Source organism: Microbacterium sp. ABR10 (assembly GCF_057812175.1).
This window is the reverse complement of record NZ_CM173821.1, coordinates 251,637-276,860: the sequence shown is the minus strand read 5'-3', so window position 1 is coordinate 276,860 and position 25,224 is coordinate 251,637. Positions and strand designations below refer to the sequence as shown.

The following is a 25,224-nucleotide window of genomic DNA, read 5'->3' as shown; positions in this document are numbered from 1 at the left end:
CTGGCTGTTCACGGGGTCTCCATGGTGCGGGAGGGGGCGGAAGCACGAGACGATGCCGACAGGGCGGCGAGGCGGCGGGCGAGGCGCACGAGCGCGATGTCGGTGCCCGCACGCGAGACGAGGCAGACGCCGACCGGGGCGCCGTCGACCGTGAGGAGCGGCACCGAGATCGCCGGGAGACCGGCGATGGCCGCGGGGGCCGTCATCCGCAGGGTGGCCGCGCGCACGGCGTCGACGTCGGCGGTGCGCTGAGGTGCGGGCCCCGGGACGGTGGGGAAGACCATGACGGCACCGTCGACGAGCTCGGCTAGGTGCGCGGCGATCGGTTCGAGGCCGCTGCGCGCCGCACGTTCTTCGTCGGCGGTGATCTGCGCGGCGACGCGGAAACGCTCGGCGACCGCCGGGCCCACCGCACCGGGATGCGCGCGCAGCCACTCGCCGTCGTTGCGCCACGCCTCTGCGCCCTGCACTGTGCGGAACGCCGCGAAGCCGGCATCCAGGTCTCCCGTGTGCACCGCGCGGAAGGAGGGCGGATCATCGGATGCCGCGAGCCCGGCCAGGAAACGCGAGAACCCTTCACGGGTGGAGGCGTCGGCGCAGTCGAGGATCTCTTCGGGGATCACGAACCGCCAGGGAAGGTCGCTGCCCGCGGCGCCGTACACGTTCTCGGTGGAGGCGGAGCCGTCGTAGCTCAGGCACCAGTCGGCCACCCGCTGCAGGGTGTCGCCGTCGCGGGCGAGCCAGCCGATCGTGTCGAACGACTGCGCGAGCGGCAGCATGCCCTGTCGGGGCACGAGGTCATGGGTCGTGCGCAGCCCCCAGAGCCCTTGATACGACGCCGGCACGCGGATGGAACCGGCGGTGTCGGTGGCGAGGGCGATGTCGGCATGGCCGAGGGCGACAGCCGACGCCGGTCCGCTGGATGAACCGCCGGGCAGGGCACCGACCACCGCGCCGTTGGGAGGCGTGCCGTAGTGGGCGTTGTCTCCGGCGATCGAATAGGCGAACTCGTCGGTGCGGGCGATGCCGCGCAGCGACGCGCCGGCGCGCAGCAGGTCGGCGACGGCCGGGGCGGTGGCCTTCTCGGGCCGCGCTTCTTCGAGGAACGTGGGGTTTCCCGCGCCGATGCGGAAGCCGGCGATGGCGAAGAGGTCTTTCACCGCGACGGTGAGTCCTTCGAGCGGACCCTCCCACGCCCCTTGCAGGAAGGGGTCGCCGACGCTGCGCCAGATGGTGCGGTCGAGCGGGGGCGTGCGCGGTGTCACGTGCGCCGCGGTGATGAGCCACCGACCGTCGATGCGTTGCCACACCTGCGTCTGCAGGCCTCGCCCACCGCCGCGGAACTGCGACACCGACATCAGCAGGGCGACGTCACCGTCGGTGCTCGCGTCGCTGGTGGCCGTGGCGAGCGGCCGGTAGTGGACCTCGGCGATCTCGCGCGGGGGCACGCCGCCGCGCAGCGATCGGAACCCGCTGATCGCGTCATGGCCGACGAGCAGTCCCGCCGTGTCGCCGCGGAGGGTGTGGGGTCCGGGCGCGAAGAACGCGTCGAGGGCGTCGAGGTCGTTCGCGACGATGGCTCGCTCGTACGCGTCGAAGGCCTCGCGCAGGTCGGCGGGGATGCCGGCATCCGTCATCGCGCGTCTCCTTCCGCTCGGCGCAGGCGGTCGAGTGTCCGCGACACGCCGTTGGCGACCCGCGCGATGCGGCGTGTCGTGGACGCTCGAGCGGGGGTCGGGGTGGCGAGGGAGTGCTCGGCGCCCAGAAAGGGCTCGGCGCGGGCCAGTGCGGCGGAGAGGGCGGGGCTCACTCGGCGTCTCCTTCGGACGAGGGGGCGGCGGACGGGACGCGCGGAGTGTCGGCGGATGCCAGCACCACCGGCTCCACCGACGGGACTCCCGCGAAGTCGGCCTCGCGGATGCGCGCGTGTACGCCCGAGACGATATCGACGACCTGCGAGATGTCGAAGTCGGTCGCGGCGCTCAGATAGGCGTAGCCCAGGTGTTCGTCCATGCCCCAGCGGCCGTGGAGCAGCGCGAGCGACGAACGCACGCACGCGCGCATCGCCGCATCGAGGTCGGGGTCCATCCCCGTCGGCACGAGATAGTCGGGCGTGCGCACGAGCGGCCCCGTGACCTCGCCGAACGCCGCGCGGGCGGCGTCCGCCGGGATCACCTCGAAGCGCAGCGTGGCTCGCAGCGACGCCTCGAGGGCGGTGAGCGCGACCTCGCCGTCGCCCTGCGCGAAGTGGGGGTCGCCGACGTACGCGAGCGACCCCTCGACCTGCACCGGGAGGTAGAGGATCGTCCCCTCGACGAGGAGGTTGATGTCGATGTTGCCGCCGTGCGTGCCCGGCGGCACCGAGTGCGGGCGTTGCTCACCTGCGACGGCGACCCCCATCGTGCCGAGGAACGGGGCGAGGGGGAACGCCACGACCGGGTCGCCTCCTTCGACGACGGGGAGCGTGCCGTGCAGGATGCCGCCCCGCTCGGCGACGGCGGCGAACACGCTGACGTTGTGCTCACCACGCGGCAGCTCGCCCACGAGCGCGCCCTTGCCGTGCCGGTTCGAGATGACGCCGTAGGGCACCCGCGGAACGAGCGTCTCGACGGTGATCTTGAGCAGGTCACCGGGGTGCGCATCGCGCACGTGCACGGGACCGACGACGACGTGGGGTCCGTCGGCCATCACATCGCGCGAGACGGATGCCGCGATCTCGACGGCATCGTCGAGCACCTGCTCCCGCGGTACTCCGTGTGCGGCGAAGAAGGCGGCCGGGTCTCTGCCCTGGTCGTCGAGGATGCCCTCGTGACTGACGGTGTCGAACGTGACACTCGCACCCGACGCGATCTCGAGCACGGCGGTGTCGCTCGCGCACGGCAGACGCCCCCACAGGACGGTGTCGGGGGTGGCGCGGAGGTAGTGGTCGCCGGGGACGGCACCGACGCCGGGCTGGAGGATCGGCACCGGCGTCGCGGTGCCGGGCCCGATTCCCTCGACGGGCTCAGGGACCACGGTCGCTGCGTGGGTCACGGCGACGGCCGCCCCCGAGCCGCGTAGTCCGGCCGCGGGGACGCTCACGCCTCCACCGCCGCGGGGGTGTGCAGGATCTCGCGGCCCTCGCGCTCGGTCACGGCAGCGCCGCGACGGTACACCGACTCACCGCGTAGCCAGGTCTCACGCACGACGCCCGTGAGGGTCTTGCCGTGCCACGGCGTCACCGGGTTGCGGTACTCCAGCGTCGCGGCATCCACCACGAACGTCTCGTCGGGCGCGAAGGCGACCAGGTGGCCCGGCGCGCCCGGCTCGATCACGCCGAGCCCTTCGAGGCCGGCGATGCGGGCAGGACCGGTCGTCAGCAACGGCAGGAGGCTCTCGAAGGCCAGCCCGCGCTCGCGGGCGGTGGTGTGCACGGACGACAGGCCGGTCTGCAGCCCCGCGATACCGCCCCAGGCGAGGCCGAAATCGGGATTGCCCTTGAGCTCGACGGTGGCGGGCGAGTGGTCGCTGACGATCGCGTCGATGGTGCCGTCGACGATCCCCGCCCACAGCAGGTCGCGATTGTCGCCGCCCCGGATCGGCGGGCAGCACTTGAACGCCCCCGCGCCGTCGGGCACGTCTTCGGCCTCGAGAGTCAGATAGTGCGGACAGGTCTCGACCGTGAGGCGTACGCCCTCGGCCTTCGCCGCCCGCACATCGTCGAGCGCGCCGCCGTCGGAGACGTGCACGATGTGCGCGCGGGCGCCCGTGCGACGCGCGGCGTCGATGACCCGGCGGATCGCGGCGCGTTCGCTCAGCGGCGGCCGACTGGCCTCGAAGTCGCGGTAGCGGGGTCCGAGCGCGCCGTCGGCGTGCAGATGCGCGGGGTCTTCGGCGTGCACGATGAGCAGTCCGTCGAACTCGGCGAGCTCGGCGAGGCATCGTTCGAGCTGGTCGGTGTCGAGGTGTCCGAACTCGTCGATGCCGCTGGGCGACAGGAAGCACTTGAAGCCCACGACCCCGGCGTCGGAGAGCGCGCGCAGCGAGCCGAGATTCTCGGGAACCGCGCCACCCCAGTACGCCACGTCGACCGCGAGCTTTCCCGCTGCGGCCTGGCGCTTGGCATCCAGAGCGTCGGGGGTGGTGGTGACGGGTGAGCTGTTCAGCGGCATGTCGACCACCGTCGTGACCCCACCGGCCGCCGCGGCGGCGGTACCCGTCGCGAACCCCTCCCACTCGGTGCGGCCGGGTTCGTCGAGATGCACGTGCGAGTCGACGAGCCCGGGAAGAAGCACCGCGTCGCCGGGCAGCACGATGGTGGCGGCGGCGTCGAAGGGCTCGACGGCGGCGATGACCCCGTCGTCGATGACGACGGTGGCGGGGCTGAAGGCGCCGTCGAGATAGACCCGTCGGGCCGCGATCCGTGTGCTCATGTCGTTCACGCTAGGCGCCCCGCGTTTCCTGAATGTAACCGTCATCAACATTCATGCGAAAACCGGCCGATCGCCCGCCTGGGGAGGAAGAGCGCGTGTCGGCGACCCCGGGTTGACCGCCGCTTCACCGGGGTCGGGAATGTGCACCGGGTCGTCCCCCGGCCGCCCCACTGCACGAAACGCACCCCGGTCCGCCGACACCGCACCACGCGCCGCGGTCCCGGCGAACGCCCGCGGCGGCCGCGCGTACTCGTCGCGTTTGCTGGTTCCCAGTCCCATGCGCACCATCCCGGATGCCATGCCCACCGCCGCCGCGACCCCGTCGACGACCGGCACGCCGATGCGCTCGGTGAGTTCCGCGCACAGGTCGGCCATGCCGGCGCAGCCGAGCACGATGACGTCGGCGCCGTCGGCTGCCGCGCGAGCGCCGTAGCGCTCGATGGTCGTGACCGCCTCGGATCCCGTGTCCTCGAGGTCGAGCACAGGGATGCCGGTCGCCTCCAGCGACACGCAGGCACGCTCCATGCCGTACCGGGTGACGAGATCCTCGGCCCGGCCGAGCGTGCGACTGAGGGTCGTGACGACCCCGAAATGACGACCCGACACCGCGGCCAGGTGCATCGCCGCCTCGGCGATGCCGACCACCGGGGCCTCCACGATCTCCCGCGCCGCGTCGAGACCCGGGTCACCGAAGCACGCGATGACGTACGCGTCGGCCGGGTCGTGGCCGTCGCGATCAGCCGCGATCGCCTCGATGACGGCCGCAGCCGCGGCGATCTCGTCGATGTGGCTCTCGATCGCGGCGGCACCGATCTCGGGACACACGGCTTCGATGAGCACGTCGGGCCCCGCCACCTCCCGGGCGGCTTCGGCGATCTTCTCCGTCATCGCCCGGGAGGTGTTGGGGTTGATCAGCATGATTCTCACGCGAGCGCCTCGCGGGCGGTTCCGGTGCTCGATGCGGACCGTGCGCCCGGGACCGATGACGTGGCATCCGGAGCCGTCTGGGCGAGCGCCGAGCCCGACACGGGCGCCGCGGCCGTGGCATCCGGAGCCGACTGCGCGAGCACCGGGACCTCGCGCTCCTCGGGCGCGCCGACCGTCTCGACGGTGCCGTCGGAGATGCCCTCGGTCTCACCATCGAACGTCGGGATGCGGGGGTCGAGGCGCTCGAAGAGCAGGAACAGCACGTAGCCGAGGCCGCAGCCGATGAACCAGCTGTAGTCGCTGATCGCGGCGACGTTGAACAGTCCCAGGTCGGCGAACAGCTTGGGGAAGATCGCGATCGCGACCGTCGGAACACCCGCGGCGATGACGGCCTTGACCGCGTTCGGGTTGAAGCCGTTGCGGTACCAGTACGGGCCCTCGGCATCCATCGTGAACATCGCGTCGACCTTCACGCGCTGGCGGGCGGCGATGTAGTACCCGGCGATCAGGATGCCGAAGAGCGGGCCGATCAGCGCGCCCAGCACGCCGAGCGAGTAGTGGATGGCGTCGGCGTTGGAGTACCAGTTCCACGGCATGAGGAAGGTCGAACCGACGGCGGCGATCATGCCTCCGGCACGCCACGAGATCTTCTTGGGCGCGACGTTGGAGAAGTCGAACGCGGGCGAGATGAAGTTGGCGACGATGTTGATGCCCACCGTGGCGGTGACGAAGGTCAGGCCGCCGAGGAGGATCGCGAAGGGCGTGTCGATGCGCTCGACCGTCGCGATGGGGTCGGTGATGAGCGAGCCGAACACCGGCACGGTCGCCGACGCCGTGATGACGGTCAGCAGCGAGAAGAAGAGGAAGTTGATCGGCAGACCCCAGAAGTTGCCCTTCTTCACCGCGGCGAAGCTCTTGCCGTAGCGGGCGAAGTCGCCGAAGTTCAGCATCGGGCCGGAGAAGTACGACACGACGAGCGCGACCGCGGCGAACATCACGGGGATCGAGGCCCAGAAGTCGAGCTGGGTCGTCGAGAGGGTGAACGAGATGTTCTGGATGCCGGCCTGCGACACGAGGTAGATGGCGAGCACGATCATGACGAGGTAGACCGCCGGTCCCGCCCAGTCGATGAAGCGGCGGATGACCTCCATGCCGTTCCAGAACAGCAGGAACTGCGCCGTCCACAGGATGGCGTACGAGATCCAGCCCAGGGCCGACAGACCCGCGAAAGACACGTCGAGCAGGGCCGCGGAACCGGGGATGAACTTCAGGAACACGATGTTCAGCGACTCGGCCGCGAGGAACGTCTGCACGCCGTACCAGGCGATGGCGATGAGGCCGCGGATGATCGCGGGGATGTTCGCGCCCCGGATGCCGAACACCACGCGGTTGATCACGGGGTAGGGCACGCCCGTCTTCTGGCTGGGCTTGGCGACCATGTTGGCGAAGAGCTGCACGATGACGATGCCGGCGATCAACGCCACCAGCACCTGCCACGACTGCAGGCCGAGCGCGAAGAGCGAGCCCGCGGTGACGTAGCCGCCGACGGAGTGCACGTCGCTCATCCAGAACGCGAAGATGTTGTAGCTCGACCACTTCTGCTTGCGGAGCGGCGCGAGGTCCTCGTTGGCGAGGCGGTCGTCGTAGTGCGGCAGCATGTTGCCGCCTCCGTGGGGGTGGCCGGCGGCCTCCACGAGATCGTGGGGGCCGGTGAGCGGTGTCGTCGTCATGTCATTCCTCTCAGGACGATGGATGCCACGACGTGGAGTCCGCGGCCGGAGTGGAGCTCTGATGTGAAGTTATGGGTTCACACCACTCCCTTGGTTTCGCTCATGTAACAGGCGTGTGAAGTCACACCTTCACGCGAGAGGTCTCCTTAGACTCGGGGCATGACGCAGCCCGCCGCCGTAGACGATGCCCGCGTCACACCCGACGACGCGGCCGGCTCCGGCGCCGACTCCGCGATCGCGCCCGCAGCCCTCGACTCGGGCGCGCCCGCCGAGGCTTCGGTCGGCGCGCGCATCCGCGACCTGCGCCAGGCCCGTGGCATCTCCGCCCGGGCGCTCGCGAAGACCCTCGGCATCTCCCCCAGCGCCGTCTCGCAGATCGAGCGGGGCGTCATGCAGCCGAGCGTCTCACGGCTCATCGCGATTACCGACGCCCTCGGCGTCCCCCTCGTGGCCGCCTTCGACCCGGCATCCGACCGCCCCGTCGACCCCGTCGGCCCCTCGGGTTTCACGCTGCAGCGCGCGGGGCAGACGCCCGACATCGTGCTCGACAGCGGGGTGTCGTTCCGCCGCCTCACCCCGGGCAGCTCGCCCGGCGTCGACTACTTCGAGTCGATCTACCCGCCCGGCGCCGCCGCCCACGGCGCTGACGGCCTGTTTCACCACGAGGGCTACGAGGTCGGCACGGTCGTGGCGGGCGAGCTCACCATCGACTTCGAGGCCGAGCGCGTGATCCTCCGCGCCGGGGATGCCATCAGCTACCCCTGCTCGGTCCCCCACCGCCTGCACAACACCGGCGACACGGATGCCGTGGCGCACTGGCTGATCGTGCACGCGTAACTGATCGCGCTTTCGCAGCATCCGGCCCGGTCCGCCTCCGCCGTGCAGGGCCGGCCCGGGCCGCCTCCGCCGTGCGGGGCGCGAAATGCGCACCGCCCGGGCGTGGGCGGTGCGGGCGCGGTGGGATGCCCGTCCGGTGGGCGGCGCGCGCGCGGTGGGTGGCGCGCGCGGCGTGCCGCCCTTCCGGGGCGCGAAATGTGCACCGGGGCGGCCACCGCACGCCCCACTGCACAAAGCACGCCCCGAACCCCACCAGCGGCGCGCTGCCGTGCCAGGCGTCGAAGGCGCCGACACGGCGGGCCGCCCGCGCGGGGCGCGAAACGTGCACCGGGGCGGCCGCAGCACGCCCCACTGCACAAATCACGCCCCGAACCCCGCGGCGGCGCAGGAGCCACCGGTCAGGATGCACGCGCACCCCGAAATGTTCCCCACAGCAACATCACTGACACATCCCGCCACAGCCCTGTAACGCGCGCCGCCTAGCCTGGTCGGCATGCACCTGCAGGAGTTCCATGCCCTCGACGACGCGGATGCCGCAGCGGTTGTCCGCGTCTGGGCCGACGTCCCCGGATGGGTCGACGCCGTCGTCGCGGGTCGTCCCTACGCGAACGTCGACGCCCTCGCCTCGTACGCCGGCGACCTCGCTTCGACGTGGTCGCCGGAAGATCTCGAGGCGGCGTTGCACGCCCACCCCCGCATCGGAGGGAAGGTCTCGGGCGACGGCGCCGAGGCCTCGGCATCCCGTGTCGAACAGGGCTCGATGGCATCCGCCGCCGATGACGACGTCGCCGCGATCGCCGCCGGAAACGCCGCGTATGAGGAACGTTTCGGTCGCGTGTTCCTCATCCGCGCCGCCGGACGCGCGCCGAGCGAGATGCGCGCGGAACTGGAGCGACGTCTCGGAAACGACCCCGCCACCGAGACCATCGAGGCCACCCGCCAGCTCGCCGAGATCGCCCTGCTGCGGCTGCGCACGACCTTCGTCGACGACGCCCCCGCCGAACCCGAGGCCGCGGAATGAGCCCCCGCCCCACCGACGCCCCGGAGGGCACCGAATGACCCACCTCACCACCCACGTCCTGGATGCCACGACGGGCACGCCCGCAGTCGGTGTCACCGTGACGCTGGCCCTCCTCGACGGCGCGACGATCGCCGCCGCCGCCACCGACGCCGACGGTCGCCTCAGCCTCGGCCCCGACCGCCTCGACGACGGTGATTACGCGCTGACCTTCGGGACCGGTGCCTACTTCCGCGCGAACGACGTGCTCTCGTTCCACCCCGTCGTGACCGTCGCCTTCACCGTCGACGGCGACGCGCACCTGCACGTGCCGCTGCTGCTGAGCCCGTTCGCCTACTCGACCTACCGCGGCAGCTGAGGAGCGTCATGAAGGTCATCGTCATCGGAGCCGGCGTCGGCGGGACCTCCGCCGCCCTCGCCCTGCAGAAGCTCGGTCACGAGGTCGTGGTCTACGACCGCATGCGCGAGAACCGCCCGGTCGGCGCCGCGCTGTCGCTGTGGTCCAACGGCGTGAAGGTGCTCAACTGGCTCGGCCTCGGCCCGCAGGTAGCCGCCCTCGGCGGGCAGATGGACGACATGGCGTACTACGACGGCCACACCGGCGACGAGCTCTGCCGCTTCAGCCTCGCCCCCGTCACGGAGCAGACCGGCCAGCGGCCCTACCCCGTCGCCCGCGCCGACCTGCAGCAGATGATGATGGATGCCGTGGGCTCGGCGAACATCCGCCTCGGTAAGCAGCTGGTCGCCGTCGCCGACGACGGACGGACGGTGACGGCCACCTTCGCCGACGGCTCCACGGACACCGCCGACCTGCTCATCGGCGCGGACGGGGCCCGCTCGCTCGTGCGCGACTACGTCACCGAGCCCACCGGCATCCGTCCGCAACGGTCCTATTCCGGTTACGTCAACTACAACGGCCTCGTGAAGGCCGACGAGCGGATCGGACCGCTCGATCAGTGGACCACCTACGTCGGCGACGGCAAACGGTGCGCGGTCATGCCCGTCGCGGGCGACCGGTTCTACTTCTTCGTCGACGTACCGGGCCCCTCGGGCGTGGTGGAGGACCGCATGGCCGCCCTCGAGGCCGCGTTCGGGTCGTGGGGCGCCCCCGGCGTGCGGGCGCTGCTCGACGGCATCGACCCCGACGAGTCGCTGAACCGCGTGGAGATCTGGGACATCGACCCCTTCGACACGTGGGTGCGCGGGCGCGTGGCGATCCTCGGCGATGCCGCCCACAACACCGCTCCCGACATCGGGCAGGGCGCGTGCTCGGCCCTGGAGGACAGCTTCGCCCTCGGCATCGTCTTCGCGACCTCGACCCTCGGCATCGAGGACTCGCTGAAGCGCTACGCGCGCATCCGCACCGAGCGGGCCGGCGACCTGGTGATGCGCGCCCGCAAGCGCGCTCATGAGACCCACGCCTTCGACCTCGCCGCGACGCAGGCCTGGTACGACGGTCTCCGGCGCGAGGACGGCACCGGGGTCATCCGCGGCATCGTCGGCAACATCGAGGGAAGCCCCGTCGAGCTCGGTGCGAGCGTCATGCGCTGACGCGCGGTGTGGGCTGCGTCCCCCTTTCGGCTGACTGAGGGGTGGATGGGCAGCCAGAGGCGGGACGCGGTCCGCGCAGAGTGGGACACGCGTCGCGCGCGGCGGAGTGATCGCCGGGACGTCGAACCGCGTCCCATAAAAGGCTGGCTGAGGGGTGCGCGGGCAGCCGGAACTGGGACATGGTCCGCACACAGTGGGACATGGGTAGCGCCGGAGGCCGCACTGGATGCCACACTGGACGCCGCGCGGAGGCGCGCGGAACGTGTGACCCCGCGTGACGCGCGCACGGCGTCGGGCAACGCGACCCGTGGCACCGTGGGAGGCCACCCACAGACCCCGCGACGCCTCCGGGAGGCAGCATGTCCGAGTACTTCGACCGCACCGCCGACAAGACCTACACCAAGGTCTACAAGGCCGAGACGCCCGACATCCTCGCCGCGTTCGCCGCGTTCGACCAGGCCGTGTTCGCTCCCGAAGGACGCGCCATTCCGCTGAAGTACCGCGAACTGATCGCGCTGGCCGTCGGCATCACCACGCAGTGCGTGTACTGCATCGACGGCCATTCGCAGAACGCGGTGAAAGCCGGTGCGACCGAGGCCGAGCTCGCGGAAGCGGCGTGGGTCGCCACCGCCATCCGCGCCGGCGGCGGGTACGCCCACGGACGCCTGGCGTTCAAGCTCGCCGACGACGCCCGTCCGCACCAGCACTGACCTCGTGACCGACGCTTCCCCGCCGTCGACCCGGGCCGACGGACCGGGCGCACCTCGGCCCGCCGGGCCCCCGTCCGGCGCGCTGCGATCCGAGGGCGCTGACCCCCGCACAGCCGAGACCGACGCAGCCATCCCCAACGCGCTCGAGGCCGAGGCCCTCGCGCACATCCGTGCCCTCATCCGCATCGACAGTGTCAACACGGGCGAGGCGTCGACCATCGGCGACGGCGAGACGCGCGCCGCACGGTATGTGCAGGAGCACCTCGACGAGGTCGGCTACGACACCGTCCTGGTCGAGCCTCGGCCGGGACGCGCGAGCGTGATCGCGCGTCTGGCCGGGTCGGATCCGGATGCCGGGGCCCTCGTCGCCCACGCGCATCTCGACGTCGTGCCGGTCGACGCCGCGGATTGGACGCACCCGCCCTTCGGGGCGGAGATCCACGACGGCATCCTGTACGGCCGCGGAGCGGTCGACATGAAGGACTTCGCCGGCATGCTCCTCGCGATCGCCCGCGCCTTCCGGCGGGGCGGCGTCGTGCCCCGCCGCGACCTGATCTTCGCCTTCTTCGCCGACGAGGAGGCCGGGGGCGTCTGGGGGGCGAGGTGGCTCGTCGAGAACCGGCCGGAACTCTTCGCCGGGGCGACGGAGGCCATCAGCGAGGTCGGCGGGTTCTCGATCCCCCTGCCCGGGGACCGACGCGCCTACCTCGTCGCCACCGCAGAGAAGGGCGTTACCACTGCCATCCTCACGGCGCGGGGTCGCGCAGCGCACGGCTCTCGCCCCACCGCCGACAACGCCGTCGTCCGTCTCGCCCGCGCCGTCGCGGCCGTGGGCGAACACCGCTTCCCCGTCGAGAGCACCGCCACGCTCGAGCGCTTCCTCGACGTCTATACACGCGCGGGTGGCGATGTCGACGACCTGGGATTCGCGGCATCCCTGATCGACGCGGGCAGCCGCAACACGGCCTCGCCGACGGTGCTGGTCGCCGGGGGCAAGGCGAACGTCATCCCGGCCTCGGCGAGCGCGACGCTCGATGTGCGCGTCGTGCCGGGGCAGGCCGAGGCGGTGCGGGAGCAGCTGGCGGCTGTCGTCGGCGACGACATCGAGGTCACCTGGGCGCGTGACATCCCGGCCATCGAGGCTCCCGCCGACGGACGACTCGTGGGAGTGCTCCAGGATGCCGTGACCGCCGAAGACCCCGACGGCACGGTCGTGCCGTACCTGCTGCCCGCCAGCACCGACAACAAGCACCTGGCCCGCCTCGGCATCCGGGGCTACGGGTTCGTGCCGCTGCGCGTTCCGGCGGACTTCGACGTGTTCGGGCAGTTCCACGCTGCGGACGAGCGTGTTCCCGTCGACGCGCTCGCGTTCGGCACGCGGGTGACGGCGCGGATCCTGCGCGAGGCCTGAGCCGCCGCTCCGCCTCGCAGCGCAGGTCGGGCGCGGGCCGAGGAACATGCGGGCCAGCGCCTCGCCGGCGTACTCCAGCCCACACCCCGCCGTCCACCGTGTTACCCGGCGTGGCACCACGTTGCGGCGCATGGCGAGGAGTTGCGGCGTGTGAAACGGCGCCTCGCGAGGAGCCTCCGGCCGGTCGTACCGTGACCCTCACCCACTGGCGCTCCGCGTCGGTGCGGAGTCCCGAGGAGCACGATATGACCACCACCGCGCCGGCACCCGCCCACCGCACGACACCGCCTGCCGCAGCGACCGCCAGGGTCGATCTCGGCACCATCGCCGTGGTGCCCACGCGGCACTGGTGGCGGTGGATCCTCAGCGCCCTGCTGCTGTTCGTCGTCGCCCAGTTCGCCTGGAGCCTCGTCACCAACGACCGGTACATGTGGGGCACGTTCGGGGAGTACTTCTTCTCCGAGCCCGTGCTGATCGGCATCGGGTACACCCTGGGCCTCACCGCGGTCTCGGCGGTGGTGGGCTTCACCCTGGGGACGCTGCTCGCCCTCGGCCGCCTGTCGCCCTCGCCGCTGGTGAGCTCGGTGGCCTGGGGCTACATCTGGTTCTTCCGGTCGGTGCCGCTCGTCGTGCAGATCATCGTCTGGTACAACCTGGGCTACCTCTACCCCACGCTGGGTCTCGGGACCCCGTTCACGACCGACTTCTGGATTGTGGAGTTCCCCACCGTGCAGCTGGTGAGCGCTTTCGCCGCCGCGATCCTCGGCCTAGGCCTCCACCAGGCCGCCTACTCGGCGGAGATCATCCGCGGTGGGCTCGTCTCGGTCGACCCGGGCCAGCACGAGGCGGCCGCCGCCCTCGGCATCCCGGCATCCCGACGCCTGTTCCGCATCATCCTCCCGCAGGCGATGCGCTCGATCGTGCCCAACGCCACGAACGAGGTGATCGGTCTGGTCAAGGGCGCCTCGGTCGTGTTCGTCATCGCGATCCCCGAGCTGTTCTACGCCGTGCAGGTCATCTACAACCGCAACAGCCGCGTCATTCCGCTGCTGCTGGTCGCCGTGGTCTGGTACACCCTGATCACCACGATCTTGAGCGTCGCGCAGTACTACATCGAGCGGTACTACGCCCGCGGCTCCGCGCGGGCGCTGCCGCCGACGCCCGTACAGCGCGCGCGGCACTGGGTGAGCGTGCAGTGGGCGCGACTCGGCGATTCCCCGGCGCCTCCGGGCGGGGCGGATAGCGCCGGCCGGGCGCCCTCGCCGACCGACGGACTGAGCGCACCCGATGCCGTCGAGCACGACGTGACGTCGAAGGGCGGCCGAGCATGACCACCCCCACTGCGACCAGCGGACTCGTCGAGATCCACAACGTGCACAAGAGCTTCTACGGCGTCGAGGTGCTGAAAGGCATCGACCTCACCGTGAAGCCCGGCGAGGTCGTCGCGCTTCTCGGACCGAGCGGTTCGGGCAAGTCGACGCTGTTGCGCACCATCAACCACCTCGAAGGGGTGGATACCGGCTCGATCACCGTCGACGGCGAGTTCATCGGCTACGAGCTGCGCCACGGCAAGCTGCACGAGCTGCGCGAGCGGGAGATCCTGCAGCGGCGGACGCGCGTGGGGATCGTGTTCCAGAACTTCCACCTCTTCCCGCACCTCACCGCGCTCGAGAACATCACCGAGGCCCCCCTCGCCCTGAAGCGATTGGGAAAGGGCGACGCCCGCGCGCTCGCCCGTGGCCTGCTCGACCGGGTCGGCCTCGCCCACAAGGCCGACGCCTACCCACGGCAGCTCTCGGGCGGCCAGCAGCAGCGCGTCGCCATCGCGCGGGCACTGGCCCTCAAGCCCCAGGTGCTGCTCTTCGACGAACCCACGAGCGCGCTCGATCCGGAGCTCGTCGGCGAGGTGCTCGACGTGATCCGCGACCTGGCCACGCTCGGCACCACGCTCGTCATCGTCACCCACGAGATCGGCTTCGCCCGCGAGGTGGCCGATCGCGTCGTCTTCCTCGACCAGGGACGCATCGTCGAGCAGGGCACCCCCGACGAGGTGCTGGAGCACCCGCAGCACCCGCGCACGCGGGAGTTCCTGGCCAAAGTCCTCGGCTGAGCCGACCCCACCCCCGAGTCGCGCCGCCCGCGCGCTCGCTCCGACCCGTACCCGAAACGCCGTCCGGCGCCCGCCGGAGGCATCACACCGCCGTCCGTGACGCGACACCGGCGCCACGGCATCCACCCCTCACAAGGAGACACAGCATGGCCCTCAGTAAGAAGCAGAGCATCGCGATCGGAGTGATCGCCGCGGCGGTCGTCGCCGTCGTCGGCGGCGGCGTCGCGATCGGCCTGAACCGGCCGGCCGAGGCGGTCGCGGCGCCGGAGCCCTCGGCATCCGCCCCCGCCATCGACTGGGTGCACACCGACGCCGTCCCCGACGCCGTCGCCGCGCTCGAAGCCAGCGGCTTCACGCCCATCGAACCCGGCAAGCTCACCGTCGCGGTCGGGGCCTTCGTCCCCCCGCTGAGCTACGTGCCCGACGGCGAGACGCTGCCGGCGGGCACCGAGCCCAATTTCGGCTCGCTCATCGCCGAGGGTCTGGGCCTGGAGTACAACCCGGTCGTGGTGGCGTGGGCGGACTGGCCTCTCGGCATCCAGTCGGGCAAGTACGACCTCATCACCTCGAACGTCACGGTGACCGAGGAGCGCAAGGAGCTGTACGACTTCGCCAGCTACCGGCAGGACCTGCTGGGCTTCTCCGTGCGCTCCGACAGCGCCATCGAGACGATCGAGAAGGCCGACGACATCTCGGGCCTCAAGGTCGTCGTGGGCTCGGGCACGAATCAAGAGAAGGTCCTGCTCAGCTGGAACGCCGAGCTGACCGCCGCGGGCAAGGCCCCCGCAGAGCTGAACTATTACGACGACAACGCCGCGGCGACCCTCGCACTGCAGTCGGGTCGCGTCGACGCCACCTTCGGCCCCAACGCCACCGCGGCGTGGGCGGCGAAGGAGACCGGAGAGACCAAGCTCGTGGGAACCATCCCCGGTGGGTGGCCGCTGCAGGCCGACATCGCGGCGGCCACGAAGAAGGGCAACGGCCTCATCGAGCCGGTCAGCATCGTGCTCAACGCGCTCATCGAGGACGGCACCTACGCCGACGTGCTGAACGTGTGGAACCTCACCTCCGAGGGCGTCGACACCTCCCGCATTAACGCGCCGGGACTTCCTAAGTCCTGACACCCCGAGTGGCCCGGTCTTGCGGGGCCGGGCCACTCCCCCGTTACGCAGAATGGATGCCATGACCACCGCTGTCGCCCCCTCGTTGACCATCCGCCTCATCGTTCCCGAGGAGTACGCCGCGGTGGGCCGGGCGACGGCCGACGCCTACCGGCACAGCTACGAAGGACTGAGCGAGGCCTACCTCGCGTCCCTGGCCGATGTGGAGAGCCGCGTCGCCCAGGGTGAGGTGTGGGTCGCTGTCGACGCCGTCGGAGACATCGTGGGATCCGTGTGGATGCCCCGACCCGGCGAAAGGCTGTCGGAGCTCGCGCGGGAGGGGGAGGTGGACTTCCGTCAGCTGGCCGTCTCCCCCGCCGCCCGGGGTCGCGGCGTCGGTGAGGCCCTGACCCGTCACGTCGTCGCCGTGGCGCGCGGCCGCGGCGCGCACCGCGTGGTGATGAACAGCGGTCCCGAGATGCTCGGCGCCCACGCGCTGTACCTCAAGCTCGGCTTCCGGCGGCTGACCGAGCGGGAGCACCCCGTCGAGGTGGAGCCGGGTCGATTCCTCGACCTGCGGGCGTTCGGGTTCGACCTCTGAGGCGGTTCCGTCCCTCGGCGGAGCCGGCCCGGGCGGGAGCCGCGTCGAAGGGTCCACGCCGTGAGCCACCGGGCGCGGTGTGGGGTGAGAAATGTGCAGCGGGGCGGTCGTCACCCGCCCCACTGCACATTTCGCGCCCCGAACCCCCGGCGACTCCGGCGCTCCGAACCCCGCGTCCAGGACTTCTCAGCGCGACGCGAGGGCCGCGAGCATCCGCCCCACCACCGGCGTGAACTTGAAACCATGGCCGGAGAAGCCCGCGCCCACGACGACCGGCCCGACTCGATCGAGCACGAAGCGGGCGTCGACGGTCGAGGTGTAGGTGCAGGTGACCTCGCGGAACGCCGTGGCATCCACCCCGGGAAGCCACTCGTGGGCGTAGCGGACGAGGGCCGAGGTCAACGCGGGGTCGGGGAGGAAGCTGCGGAGGTCGGGGTCGACCTCGGGTCCGGCCGCATGCCAGCCGGCCTTCACCCCCTGGCCCGGGGTGAGCATCCCGTAGACCGGTGCGCGGAACCACGACGTCGCCGGATCCGCGGGATCGGGATGGTGGTTGAAGCCCGGCCAGACGCTCGCGGGGTCGCGCGGGCGGAAATGCGCCGGCTGCTCCTGTGTCACCCGCAGCGCCGGCAGGCGCACCCCCCGAACGGTTGCGAGCGTCTTCGCCGTCCACGCGCCCGCCGTGCACACGAGCCGCCGCGCACGAACGCGACGCCGGCCCTCGGCATCCGTCACGGTGAACCGCACGTCGTCGTCGCCGTGCACCTCGACCCCCGACACCGCGGTGCGCCACTGCACGCGAGCACCGGATGCCGCAGAGCCGGCCAGGAACGCGGCGACCGAGGAGTCGGCATCCAGGCGCCCGGCACCGGGGGTGTGCAGCACGGGACCCGCGAAGCGCAGGCCGGGCCACCGCGTCGACGCGGCAGAGGCGTCGAGAAGCTCGGCGTCGAACCCGCCCGCGGCGATCGCCTCGGTCGCGACGGCGAGGTCGCGGCCAGCGCCGTGCGTGACGATGCCGGTGGTTTCGAGAAGCGGGACGCCGGCCTCGGACTCGAGGTCGCGCCAGAGCGCGCGCGCGTCGCGCAGCCAGGCCAGATACTCGGGTTCGGTGTAGGCGACGTTGAAGTTGCGCGAAGCGCCGTGCGATGCCCCTCGCACGTGACCGGGCTCGAACTGCTCGAGGACGGTCACGGAGCGGCCCGCGCGGGCGAGATGCCACGCCGTGGCTGCCCCCATCGCGCCGGCGCCGACGACGGCGACGTCGAGGATCTCGTCGCTCACGCGCGGGCCGTTGCGAGCGGCTTCGCGAAGCATCGCGACGCGGGGAACCGGACGTACGGCGCGAAGGTGTCGATGGGGTGATACCCGATGCGCTCGTACAGCGCGATGGCCTCGGGCTGACGGTCGCCCGTCTGCAGGATCAGCCGCGTCGCGCCGCGGTCCGCGCCGACGCGCTCGAGCTCGGCCATGAGAGCCCGGCTCGCGCCCTGCCCGCGGGCTCGTCGCTCGACGAAGACCCGCTTCACCTCGAGCTCGTCGCCGAGCGCCCGCAGGGCCGCGTGGCCGACGGGATCACCCGCCGCGTCGTGCACCAGGATCACGTCGAGGATCGTGGCGGGATCGACCGCGAAGTCCTCGGCGAGGACGGCCCGCGTCTCGTCGTCGAACGCGGAGAACGCGTCGGCGTAGCGCGGGCTGATCTCCTCGTCCATCGCGGCGCGCAGGGCCACGGCCCGCTCGTCGTGCCAGGCGACCCGTTCGATCGTCCACGCGTTGTCCGCCGCCGTCATCCCGCCAGTATTCCGCCGCTGCGGGCGCTCGTCGCCGGCGCCGGAAACGGCGGGTAACACGCGGGGCGTCGCCACGGTCGCGTCCGTTGACCCGGGCGGCGCGGAGACGAGCCGCGTGAAACGTGGTGTCGTGGGCCGTCACCGATCGACGTCTGCCTTCGCGCGCCGTCCCATGACGTGCCCGGCGTTGCGTCGGGTGACCCCCGGCTTGCACGACCGAGACGACCGGCGCAGAGTGTCCCGGTGACCTCCGTCTCGACCCTCGACTTCCCCCACGCCGACGCCACCGTCCTCGACAACGCCGCCTGGCATTCACTGGCGGGCCCCCACGCGTCGTTCGCCATCGGCGGCGACCTCGTGCGCCGCTATCCCGCCGACGTCGCCCCCTTCGTCGCGGTGCGCACGTGGGACGAACCCGGCGTGTGGGACGCCCTGCGCGACCTCGTCGGACCGGGCGCCGAGGTCGGCCTGTCGGGCTACGAGGGCGGGATCCCCGAGGGCTGGGAGTACCTCGGCGGCGGCGAGGGCGTGCAGCTCGTCGAGACCGACGCGTTGCAGACCCGTCCCGACGAGGAGGCGATCGAGCTGGATGCCGACGACGCGGCCGACATGATCGCGATCGTCGACCGCAACCAGCCCGGGCCCTTCCGGCCCCGCACCTACGAGCTCGGCCGGTACATCGGCATCCGTCGCGAGGGGCGTCTGGTGGCCATGGCCGGCGAGCGCCTGCACCCCACCGGCTGGACGGAGATCAGCGCGGTCGCGGTGGATGCCGACCACCGACGCCAGGGCCTCGCCTCGCGCCTCGTGCTCGACGTGGCCTTCCACATCCAGCAGCGCGGCGACCGCGCCCTGCTGCACGCGGCGGCGACGAACGTCAACGCGATCGCGGCCTACGAGAAGCTGGGCTTCGCGCTGCGGCGGCGGAATCAGTTCGCGGCGGTCCGGACGCCCGCATGACCCGACCTCTCCGCTCCCTCGGCTTCCTCACCATCGGCCTCTTCGACCGCGAGAACCCGCGTGCCGGACACGAGACGACCCTGTCGATCATCGAGCGCGGCGAGAGCCTGGGCTTCGACAGCGCATGGCTGCGCGACCGGCACCTGCAGTACGGCATCTCCTCCCCCGTCGCGGTGTTGGCCGCCGCATCCCAGCGCACGAGCCGCATCCGCCTCGGGACCGCCGTCATCCCGCTCGGGTGGGAGAACCCGCTGCGCCTCGCCGAAGACCTCGCGACCGTCGACGTCCTCAGCGGCGGTCGGCTGGAGCCGGGCTTCTCGGTCGGTCCGCCCCGCCGCCTCGACGAGATCGCGCCGGCGCTGTACCCCGACACGGCCGAGCACGAGGAGTTCGGGTACGAGCGTCTCGGGCGCCTGCGCCGTTTCCTCGCCGGCGAGCAGGTCAGCCCGTTCGCGGGGACCGAGGGGATCGAGGAATACTCCGAGCGCATCGAACCGCACGCGGCGGGTCTCTCCGACCGGCTCTGGTACGGGGCGGGGAGCCCGGCATCCACGACCTGGGCGGCCGAGAACGGCTTCCACCTGCTCACCAGCAGCGTCATCCAGTCGACGAAGACGACCGACTTCGACACCGAGCAGGACGCGCAGATCCGGCTGTACCGCGAGACGCACCCCGACGGCGAGAACGCCCGGGTCTCGCAGGGCCTCGTCGTCGTCCCCACCGACACCGCGACGCCGGACCAACGTCGGCGGTACGAGGCCTACGCCGACTCGCGGCGCGGGCGCGTCGGCATCCCCCAGGGTCCGCGCGGGCTGCTGTTCGCCGAAGACCTCGTCGGCACGTCGGAGCAGATCGCCGAGCAGCTGCACGCGACCCGCGCGTTCGGCCAGGTCGACGAGGTCGCCTTCGCCCTGCCGTTCGCCCTCGAGCCCGACGACTACGTGCAGATCCTCGAGGACATCGCGGGGCGGCTCGGGCCACTGCTGGGCTGGACGCCGGGCGGCTGATTCGCCGCCCCGCGGGTGCCCCGCGGGTGCGACCGGCGGCGGGCGGGCGACGCGCACACAACCTCGGCGATCCACACAACCTCAGCCGGAATCCCCCCATTCGGGCTGAGGTTGTGCGAATCGCTGACATCGCGGCGGCAGGACGGCGGCCCGCGCGTACCTTCTCACGCAGGGGGCCGGATGCCGGGCTTCACCATCCCACTCCTCCAGCTGAGCGTCCAGAACACCCGGGACGGGATCACGCGACGCCCGGGTGTCGTGGACACTCGGCGGTGGATGCGGCCGCCCGGGCCCCGCGCCCGCGCCCCCGTACCCCCGCGCGCCCCCGCGCCCGCGCCCGCACCCCAGCCCCGCGTGAGTGTCCACAACACCCGGGCGAAATTTCGCGACGTCCGCGTGTCGTGGACACTCGAGCGGGGGAGCACGCCGCCACAGCCGTAACAATGACGCCTCGCGGCGCTGTATGACGGCCGCGATTGTGCCCTCACGGCCGCGGCGGCACAGTGGGCCTCTCGGTGGGACCGGCCCGCCGCGAAGGGATCCCCCGATGCCCGATCGCATCCACCTCGCCGTCGCCCTCGACGGTGCCGGCTGGCATCCGGCCGCCTGGCGCGAGCCCGCCGCCCGCCCGACCGAGCTGACCTCCGCCGCCTACTGGCGCACTCTCGCCCGCACGGCCGACGGCGCGGGCCTGCTGCTCGCCACGATCGAAGACGCGCTGAGCCTCGGCGGCCGTTCCCTCGAACCGGATGCCGAGACCCGGCGCGACCGCGTGCGCGGGCGACTCGACGCGGTGCTGGTGGCGTCGTTCCTGGCGCCGCTGACGCGCCGAATCGGCCTCGTCCCGACCGCGACCACCGCGCACCCCGAGCCCTTCCACCTGGCCACGGGGCTGCAGACCCTCGACCACTCGAGCCGCGGCCGCGCGGGCGTGCGCCTCGTCGCGGGATCCACCGAGCAGGAGCGGGCGAACTTCGGCCGTCGCGCCGACGGCCCCTCGGGTCTCCCGGCATCCGGCCGGGTCGAAGACGACCCCGCTCTGCTGGCGGCGTTCCGCGAGGCCGGAGAGGTCGCCGACGTCATCCGTCGACTCGCCGACTCGTGGGAGGACGACGCGATCGTGCGCGATCTCGCGTCGGGGAAGTTCCTCGACCGCGAGCGCGTGCACAACGTCGCCTTCGAGGGCGAATTCTTCTCGATCACCGGCGCCTCGATCGTGCCGCGGTCCCCACAGGGCCAGCCCCTCGTCACCGCCCTCGCGCATCAGACGGTGCCGTACCGCTTCGCCGCGGAGCACGCCGACCTCGTGTTCGTCACGCCCCGTGATGCGGTCGCGGTCGGTGGCATCCTGAACGAGCTTTCCGGCGGGGAGCGCGAGGAGCCCCTGCGCGTCTTCGCCGACCTGCTCGTGCTCGTCGAAGAGACGCGCGCCGAGGCCTATGCGGTGTGGAATCGGCTGCAGGACCGCGCGCCGCTCACCACCGACGCCCGCGTGGTCGTGGGTACCGCCGATGACGTCGTCGACGAGATCGCAGCGCTAGCCGCTGAAGGGGTCGACGGCGTGCGCCTGCGACCCGCCCGCCTTCCGGCCGACCTCGACGCGATCGCCGACCGGGTCGTGCCACGCGCGGCGGCGGCCGGCATCCTGCTCCCCGACGACGGCGCGCCCACTCTGCGCGAGCGCGTCGGACTCCCCCGTCTCGCCAGCCGCTACGCCCGTCAGGAGGTCGGCGCATGACCCACCGCCGGATCCATCTCGCCGCCCACTTCCCCGGGGTGAACAACACGACCGTCTGGACCGACCCGGCCGCGGGCAGCCAGATCGACTTCTCGTCGTTCGAGCACTTCGCCCGCACCGCCGAGCGCGGCTTCTTCGACTACCTGTTCCTCGCCGAGGGGCTGCGGCTGCGCGAGCACCGCGGGCAGCTGCACGACCTCGACGTGGCGGGACGCCCGAACACCCTCGCGATCCTCACCGCCCTAGCCGCCGTCACCGAGCACATCGGTCTGGTCGGCACGCTCAACACGACGTTCAACGAGCCGTACGAGCTCGCCCGACAGCTCGGCACCCTCGACCTGCTCTCGGGCGGTCGCGCGGGGTGGAACGCCGTGACCAGCTCCGACGCGTTCCACGGCGCGAACTTCCGCCGCGGCGGCTACCTCGACCACGCCGACCGGTACGTGCGGGCCTCCGAGTTCGCCGAGCTCTCGAAAGCGCTGTGGTCGTCGTGGCGCGACGACGCGATCGTGGCGGATGCCGAGACCGGGGCGTTCCTGCGCGATGACGCCATCGCGCGGGTACGGCACGAGTCCCGCCTGTTCGACGTCGACGCGGTGTTCGACGTCCCCCGCTCCCCGCAGGGCCGGCCCGTGATCGTGCAGGCCGGCGACTCCTCCGACGGCCGCGACTTCGCCACCGCCCACGCCGACGTGATCTTCTCGCTGCACACCGCGTTCGACGACGCGCAGCAGTTCTACCGCGACGTCAAGGGGCGCCTCGCCGCCCACGGCCGCGACGAGGACTCGCTGAAGATCCTGCCCGCGGCGACCTTCGTGCTCGGCGACACCGAGGCCGAGGCCCGCGAGCACTCGCGCGAGATCGCGCTCGCCCAGGTGCGGCCGCAGACCGCGATCACCTACCTCGAGCAGATCTGGAACCGCGACCTCAGCGGGTACGACGCCGACGGCCCCCTGCCCGACGTCGAACCCGACACGGGCGTCGAGACGGCGCAGGGCTTCGCCGGGCGCCACGCGGCGATCCGCGCCCGGGTGGGTCAGTTGCGCGCGCAGGCGACGGCCGAGAACCTCAGCATCCGCGAGCTCGTCATCCGCCTGACGGCGAACCACACCTTCGTCGGGACGCCCGAACACGTGGCATCCGAGATCGACCGGTACGTGCAGGAGCGCGCGACCGACGGCTTCACGGTCGTCGGGCACGTCACCCCGCACGGCCTCGACGCCTTCACCGAGAAGGTCGTGCCCCTGCTGCAGGAGCGCGGGTCGTACCGCCGCTCGTACGACGAGGGCGCGACCCTGCACGACCTGCTGGGACTGCCGCCGGTGGTCGCGGGCGCTCCGCACACTCCCGGGCCGCACGACACCGCGTCGGCCGTCGCGCGATGAGCGACCGGGCGGCGCGGCTCGTCATCGTCGGAGCGGGGCCTCGCGCGGTGATGCTCGTCGAGCGGTTGCTCGCCCGGCGCACGAAAGCCGCGACTCCGGCCCTGCACGTCACCCTCGTCGATCCCCATCCGCCCGGCGCGGGCCGTATCTGGCGACGAGAGCAGTCGCCCCTGCTCAAGCTCAACTCGATGGCGCGCGACGTCACGGTGTTCACCGATGAGTCGTGCACCATCTCGGGGCCGGTGCGTTCGGGACCATCGCTCATCGAGTGGGCCGAGCGCGTCCGAGCGGGCTCACTGCCCGACGTCGACATCGCCGATCCCGACCTCGCATCCGAGCTGCAGGCGCTCCGCGGCGACAGCTTCCCCACGCGCCGGCTGCAGAGCGAATACCTCGACTGGTTCTGGCGCCGCACGGTCGCCATCGCGCCGCCCGGCGTCGAGGTGCGGTGGCACCGCGGGGCCGTGCAGTGGGTCGACGACACGGTCGACGGCTACGAGGTGGCCTTGGCCGACGGCATCCGTCTGCCGGCCGACATCGTCGTGTACGCCCTCGGCCACAACGGACGCGAGCCCGACGGCGAGACCCGCGACCTGCTCGTCGCGGCCTCCGGGGCCGGGCTGACGTACGTGCCGCCGTCGTTCACCGCCGATGCCGACCTCTCCGTGCTCGGCCCCGGCGACGACGTCATCGTGCGCGGAATGGGACTCGCCGCGGTGGATGCCGTCGTTCTGCTCACCGAGGGGCGTGACGGCCGCTTCATCCGCACCGGGGAGGGCGCCCTGCGCTATGAGCCGTCGGGACGGGAACCGCGTCTGCACCTCGGTTCGCGCCGCGGGGTGCCCTACCGCTCGAAGGTGTCGTCGCAGGTGCAGGGCGAGCCTCCGACGCGCGAGGTGCTGACCCCGGCCGCCGTCGCCGCCCTGCTCGCCCGGCCGGGCACGATCGATTTCCTCGACGACGTGTGGCCGCTCGTCGCGCGGGAGCTCGTGTGGGGGCACTACCGCGAGCTGTTCACCGGCCACCCCGAGCGGGTGACGACGACGTGGGGTGATTTCCGCAGGACCTTGCGCGAGGTCGACGGGAACACCGCCGCCCTGCGCCGCGCGGTCGCCGCCGTCGTGCCCGACCCGCTCGATCGCTTCGACGTGCCCGCGCTCGACGTGCCACTCGGCGACGAGGCGTTCGTCGACGCCGCCGACGTGCACCGGCGCGTCCGCCGCCACATCGCCGACGACCTGCACCTGCGCACGACCCAGGAACACAGCACCACGCAGGCGGTGTTCCTGACGATCCTGCTGTCGTTCCTGGCCCTCGCCGACATCCCCACCGAGCGATGGAGCGCCAGATCGCGGGCCGTCGACCTGCCCGTGACCTGGCACACGTTCTTCAGCTACGTCGCTTCCGGGCCGCCCGCCCACCGTCTCGAAGAGATCGCCGCCCTGGCCGATGCCGGCGTTGTGCGCTTCCTCGGACCCGATGTGGCCGTGCGCATCGCGGGTGGCCGTTTCACGGCATCCTCTCCCCGCGTTCCCGGAGAAGTGGTGACCACCAGCCTCGTCGACGCCTGGCTCCCCGGCAGCGGGGCCGCCGCGAGCGAGAATCCGGCGTTGCGCGAGCTCGCCACCCGCCACGGCCGCGAGGTGCACGTCAGCGACGCGACGTTCACCGGCTCACTCGGGCGCATTGACGTCGACGCCGACGGCCGGGTCATCGCGCGCGACGGCTCGGTCCACGCGACGCTGTTCGCCCTCGGTCCCTTCACGTCGGGCATGGAGGCCGGGGCGTTCACGCGGCCCCGGTCGAACGCCCTGTCGCTGCGGCAGACCGACCGCGTGGCCGGGGCGGTGGCGGACGCGGTGGCGGCTGTGCGCGCTCCCGCCGGCGCCCCCTCTCGTTGAGTGTCCACAACACACCGCGTCCTGGGTAGGCGG

The 25,224-nt window shown here is 72.0% G+C and carries 23 protein-coding genes; 15 read left to right on the top strand and 8 right to left on the bottom strand.

Annotated features, from left to right (window positions below; all coding sequences use genetic code 11):
* Nucleotides 1-8: 8 nt before the first annotated feature.
* From ACXKZF_RS01155 to ACXKZF_RS01130, 6 genes are all read right to left on the bottom strand, one after another.
* The gene (locus ACXKZF_RS01155; protein WP_488985141.1) at nucleotides 9-1,637 is read right to left on the bottom strand and encodes an AtzH-like domain-containing protein; all 1,629 of its coding nucleotides are present in this window, start codon (nucleotides 1,635-1,637) and stop codon (nucleotides 9-11) included.
* Nucleotides 1,634-1,810, bottom strand: a complete 177-nt coding sequence (locus ACXKZF_RS01150; RefSeq protein ID WP_488985140.1) for a hypothetical protein — start codon at nucleotides 1,808-1,810, stop codon at nucleotides 1,634-1,636. Before ACXKZF_RS01150 ends, ACXKZF_RS01155 begins: the two co-directional genes overlap by 4 nt.
* A complete protein-coding gene (locus ACXKZF_RS01145) occupies nucleotides 1,807-2,991 on the bottom strand; it encodes an acetamidase/formamidase family protein (RefSeq protein WP_488986021.1) in 1,185 nt (394 codons plus the stop codon). The genes ACXKZF_RS01150 and ACXKZF_RS01145 overlap by 4 nt, the downstream gene beginning before the upstream one ends.
* An 86-nt stretch (nucleotides 2,992-3,077) precedes the next feature.
* Nucleotides 3,078-4,412 carry an allantoinase AllB gene (gene allB / locus ACXKZF_RS01140; protein WP_488985139.1) on the bottom strand — a complete coding sequence of 445 codons (1,335 nt, stop codon included), beginning with the start codon at nucleotides 4,410-4,412 and terminating at the stop codon, nucleotides 3,078-3,080.
* A gap of 51 nt (nucleotides 4,413-4,463) precedes the next feature.
* The gene (locus ACXKZF_RS01135) at nucleotides 4,464-5,330 is read right to left on the bottom strand and encodes an aspartate/glutamate racemase family protein (protein ID WP_243224372.1); all 867 of its coding nucleotides are present in this window, start codon (nucleotides 5,328-5,330) and stop codon (nucleotides 4,464-4,466) included.
* Nucleotides 5,331-5,335: 5 nt separating this feature from the next.
* Nucleotides 5,336-7,069 carry an NCS1 family nucleobase:cation symporter-1 gene (locus ACXKZF_RS01130; protein WP_488985138.1) on the bottom strand — a complete coding sequence of 578 codons (1,734 nt, stop codon included), beginning with the start codon at nucleotides 7,067-7,069 and terminating at the stop codon, nucleotides 5,336-5,338.
* A gap of 159 nt (nucleotides 7,070-7,228) precedes the next feature.
* On the opposite strand from ACXKZF_RS01130, the gene ACXKZF_RS01125 reads away from it, so the two are divergent.
* From ACXKZF_RS01125 to ACXKZF_RS01080, 10 genes are all read left to right on the top strand, one after another.
* Nucleotides 7,229-7,906 carry a helix-turn-helix domain-containing protein gene (locus tag ACXKZF_RS01125; protein WP_243224360.1) on the top strand — a complete coding sequence of 226 codons (678 nt, stop codon included), beginning with the start codon at nucleotides 7,229-7,231 and terminating at the stop codon, nucleotides 7,904-7,906.
* 493 nt (nucleotides 7,907-8,399) lie between these two features.
* Nucleotides 8,400-8,927, top strand: a complete 528-nt coding sequence (gene uraD / locus ACXKZF_RS01120; RefSeq protein WP_243224359.1) for a 2-oxo-4-hydroxy-4-carboxy-5-ureidoimidazoline decarboxylase — start codon at nucleotides 8,400-8,402, stop codon at nucleotides 8,925-8,927.
* 34 nt (nucleotides 8,928-8,961) lie between these two features.
* The gene (uraH, locus tag ACXKZF_RS01115; protein ID WP_488985137.1) at nucleotides 8,962-9,282 is read left to right on the top strand and encodes a hydroxyisourate hydrolase; all 321 of its coding nucleotides are present in this window, start codon (nucleotides 8,962-8,964) and stop codon (nucleotides 9,280-9,282) included.
* 8 nt (nucleotides 9,283-9,290) lie between these two features.
* Nucleotides 9,291-10,475, top strand: a complete 1,185-nt coding sequence (gene hpxO / locus ACXKZF_RS01110; protein ID WP_488985136.1) for an FAD-dependent urate hydroxylase HpxO — start codon at nucleotides 9,291-9,293, stop codon at nucleotides 10,473-10,475.
* Between the two features lie 359 nt (nucleotides 10,476-10,834).
* A complete protein-coding gene (locus ACXKZF_RS01105; RefSeq protein ID WP_055959812.1) occupies nucleotides 10,835-11,185 on the top strand; it encodes a carboxymuconolactone decarboxylase family protein in 351 nt (116 codons plus the stop codon).
* A gap of 4 nt (nucleotides 11,186-11,189) precedes the next feature.
* Complete coding sequence (locus ACXKZF_RS01100) at nucleotides 11,190-12,596, top strand: M20/M25/M40 family metallo-hydrolase (RefSeq protein ID WP_488985135.1); 1,407 nt, start codon at nucleotides 11,190-11,192, stop codon at nucleotides 12,594-12,596.
* Nucleotides 12,597-12,841: 245 nt separating this feature from the next.
* Nucleotides 12,842-13,927, top strand: a complete 1,086-nt coding sequence (locus ACXKZF_RS01095) for an amino acid ABC transporter permease (RefSeq protein WP_488985134.1) — start codon at nucleotides 12,842-12,844, stop codon at nucleotides 13,925-13,927.
* Entirely contained in the window at nucleotides 13,924-14,706 is a 783-nt protein-coding gene (locus ACXKZF_RS01090; RefSeq protein ID WP_488985133.1) for an amino acid ABC transporter ATP-binding protein, read from the top strand. Before ACXKZF_RS01095 ends, ACXKZF_RS01090 begins: the two co-directional genes overlap by 4 nt.
* 146 nt (nucleotides 14,707-14,852) lie before the next feature.
* Nucleotides 14,853-15,827: an ABC transporter substrate-binding protein gene (locus ACXKZF_RS01085; protein WP_488985132.1), complete on the top strand. Its 975-nt coding sequence runs from the start codon at nucleotides 14,853-14,855 to the stop codon at nucleotides 15,825-15,827.
* A gap of 61 nt (nucleotides 15,828-15,888) precedes the next feature.
* Nucleotides 15,889-16,407: a GNAT family N-acetyltransferase gene (locus ACXKZF_RS01080; RefSeq protein WP_488985131.1), complete on the top strand. Its 519-nt coding sequence runs from the start codon at nucleotides 15,889-15,891 to the stop codon at nucleotides 16,405-16,407.
* A gap of 186 nt (nucleotides 16,408-16,593) precedes the next feature.
* Here the strand turns inward: ACXKZF_RS01080 and ACXKZF_RS01075 are convergent, their stop codons facing one another.
* On the bottom strand, nucleotides 16,594-17,691 hold the full coding sequence (locus ACXKZF_RS01075) for an FAD-dependent oxidoreductase (protein ID WP_488985130.1): 1,098 nt from the start codon (nucleotides 17,689-17,691) through the stop codon (nucleotides 16,594-16,596).
* The gene (locus ACXKZF_RS01070; RefSeq protein ID WP_488985129.1) at nucleotides 17,688-18,200 is read right to left on the bottom strand and encodes a GNAT family N-acetyltransferase; all 513 of its coding nucleotides are present in this window, start codon (nucleotides 18,198-18,200) and stop codon (nucleotides 17,688-17,690) included. The genes ACXKZF_RS01075 and ACXKZF_RS01070 overlap by 4 nt, the downstream gene beginning before the upstream one ends.
* Before the next feature lie 243 nt (nucleotides 18,201-18,443).
* Between ACXKZF_RS01070 and ACXKZF_RS01065 the strand changes: the two genes are divergently transcribed.
* From ACXKZF_RS01065 to ACXKZF_RS01045, 5 genes are all read left to right on the top strand, one after another.
* Nucleotides 18,444-19,160, top strand: coding sequence for a GNAT family N-acetyltransferase (locus ACXKZF_RS01065; RefSeq protein ID WP_243224349.1), 717 nt, complete (start codon nucleotides 18,444-18,446; stop codon nucleotides 19,158-19,160).
* Nucleotides 19,157-20,167, top strand: a complete 1,011-nt coding sequence (locus tag ACXKZF_RS01060) for an LLM class flavin-dependent oxidoreductase (RefSeq protein ID WP_488985128.1) — start codon at nucleotides 19,157-19,159, stop codon at nucleotides 20,165-20,167. Before ACXKZF_RS01065 ends, ACXKZF_RS01060 begins: the two co-directional genes overlap by 4 nt.
* Before the next feature lie 547 nt (nucleotides 20,168-20,714).
* Nucleotides 20,715-21,905, top strand: coding sequence for an LLM class flavin-dependent oxidoreductase (locus ACXKZF_RS01055; protein WP_488985127.1), 1,191 nt, complete (start codon nucleotides 20,715-20,717; stop codon nucleotides 21,903-21,905).
* On the top strand, nucleotides 21,902-23,290 hold the full coding sequence (locus ACXKZF_RS01050) for an NtaA/DmoA family FMN-dependent monooxygenase (protein WP_488985126.1): 1,389 nt from the start codon (nucleotides 21,902-21,904) through the stop codon (nucleotides 23,288-23,290). The genes ACXKZF_RS01055 and ACXKZF_RS01050 overlap by 4 nt, the downstream gene beginning before the upstream one ends.
* Complete coding sequence (locus tag ACXKZF_RS01045) at nucleotides 23,287-25,191, top strand: FAD/NAD(P)-binding protein (protein WP_488985125.1); 1,905 nt, start codon at nucleotides 23,287-23,289, stop codon at nucleotides 25,189-25,191. Before ACXKZF_RS01050 ends, ACXKZF_RS01045 begins: the two co-directional genes overlap by 4 nt.
* Nucleotides 25,192-25,224 lie beyond the last annotated feature (33 nt).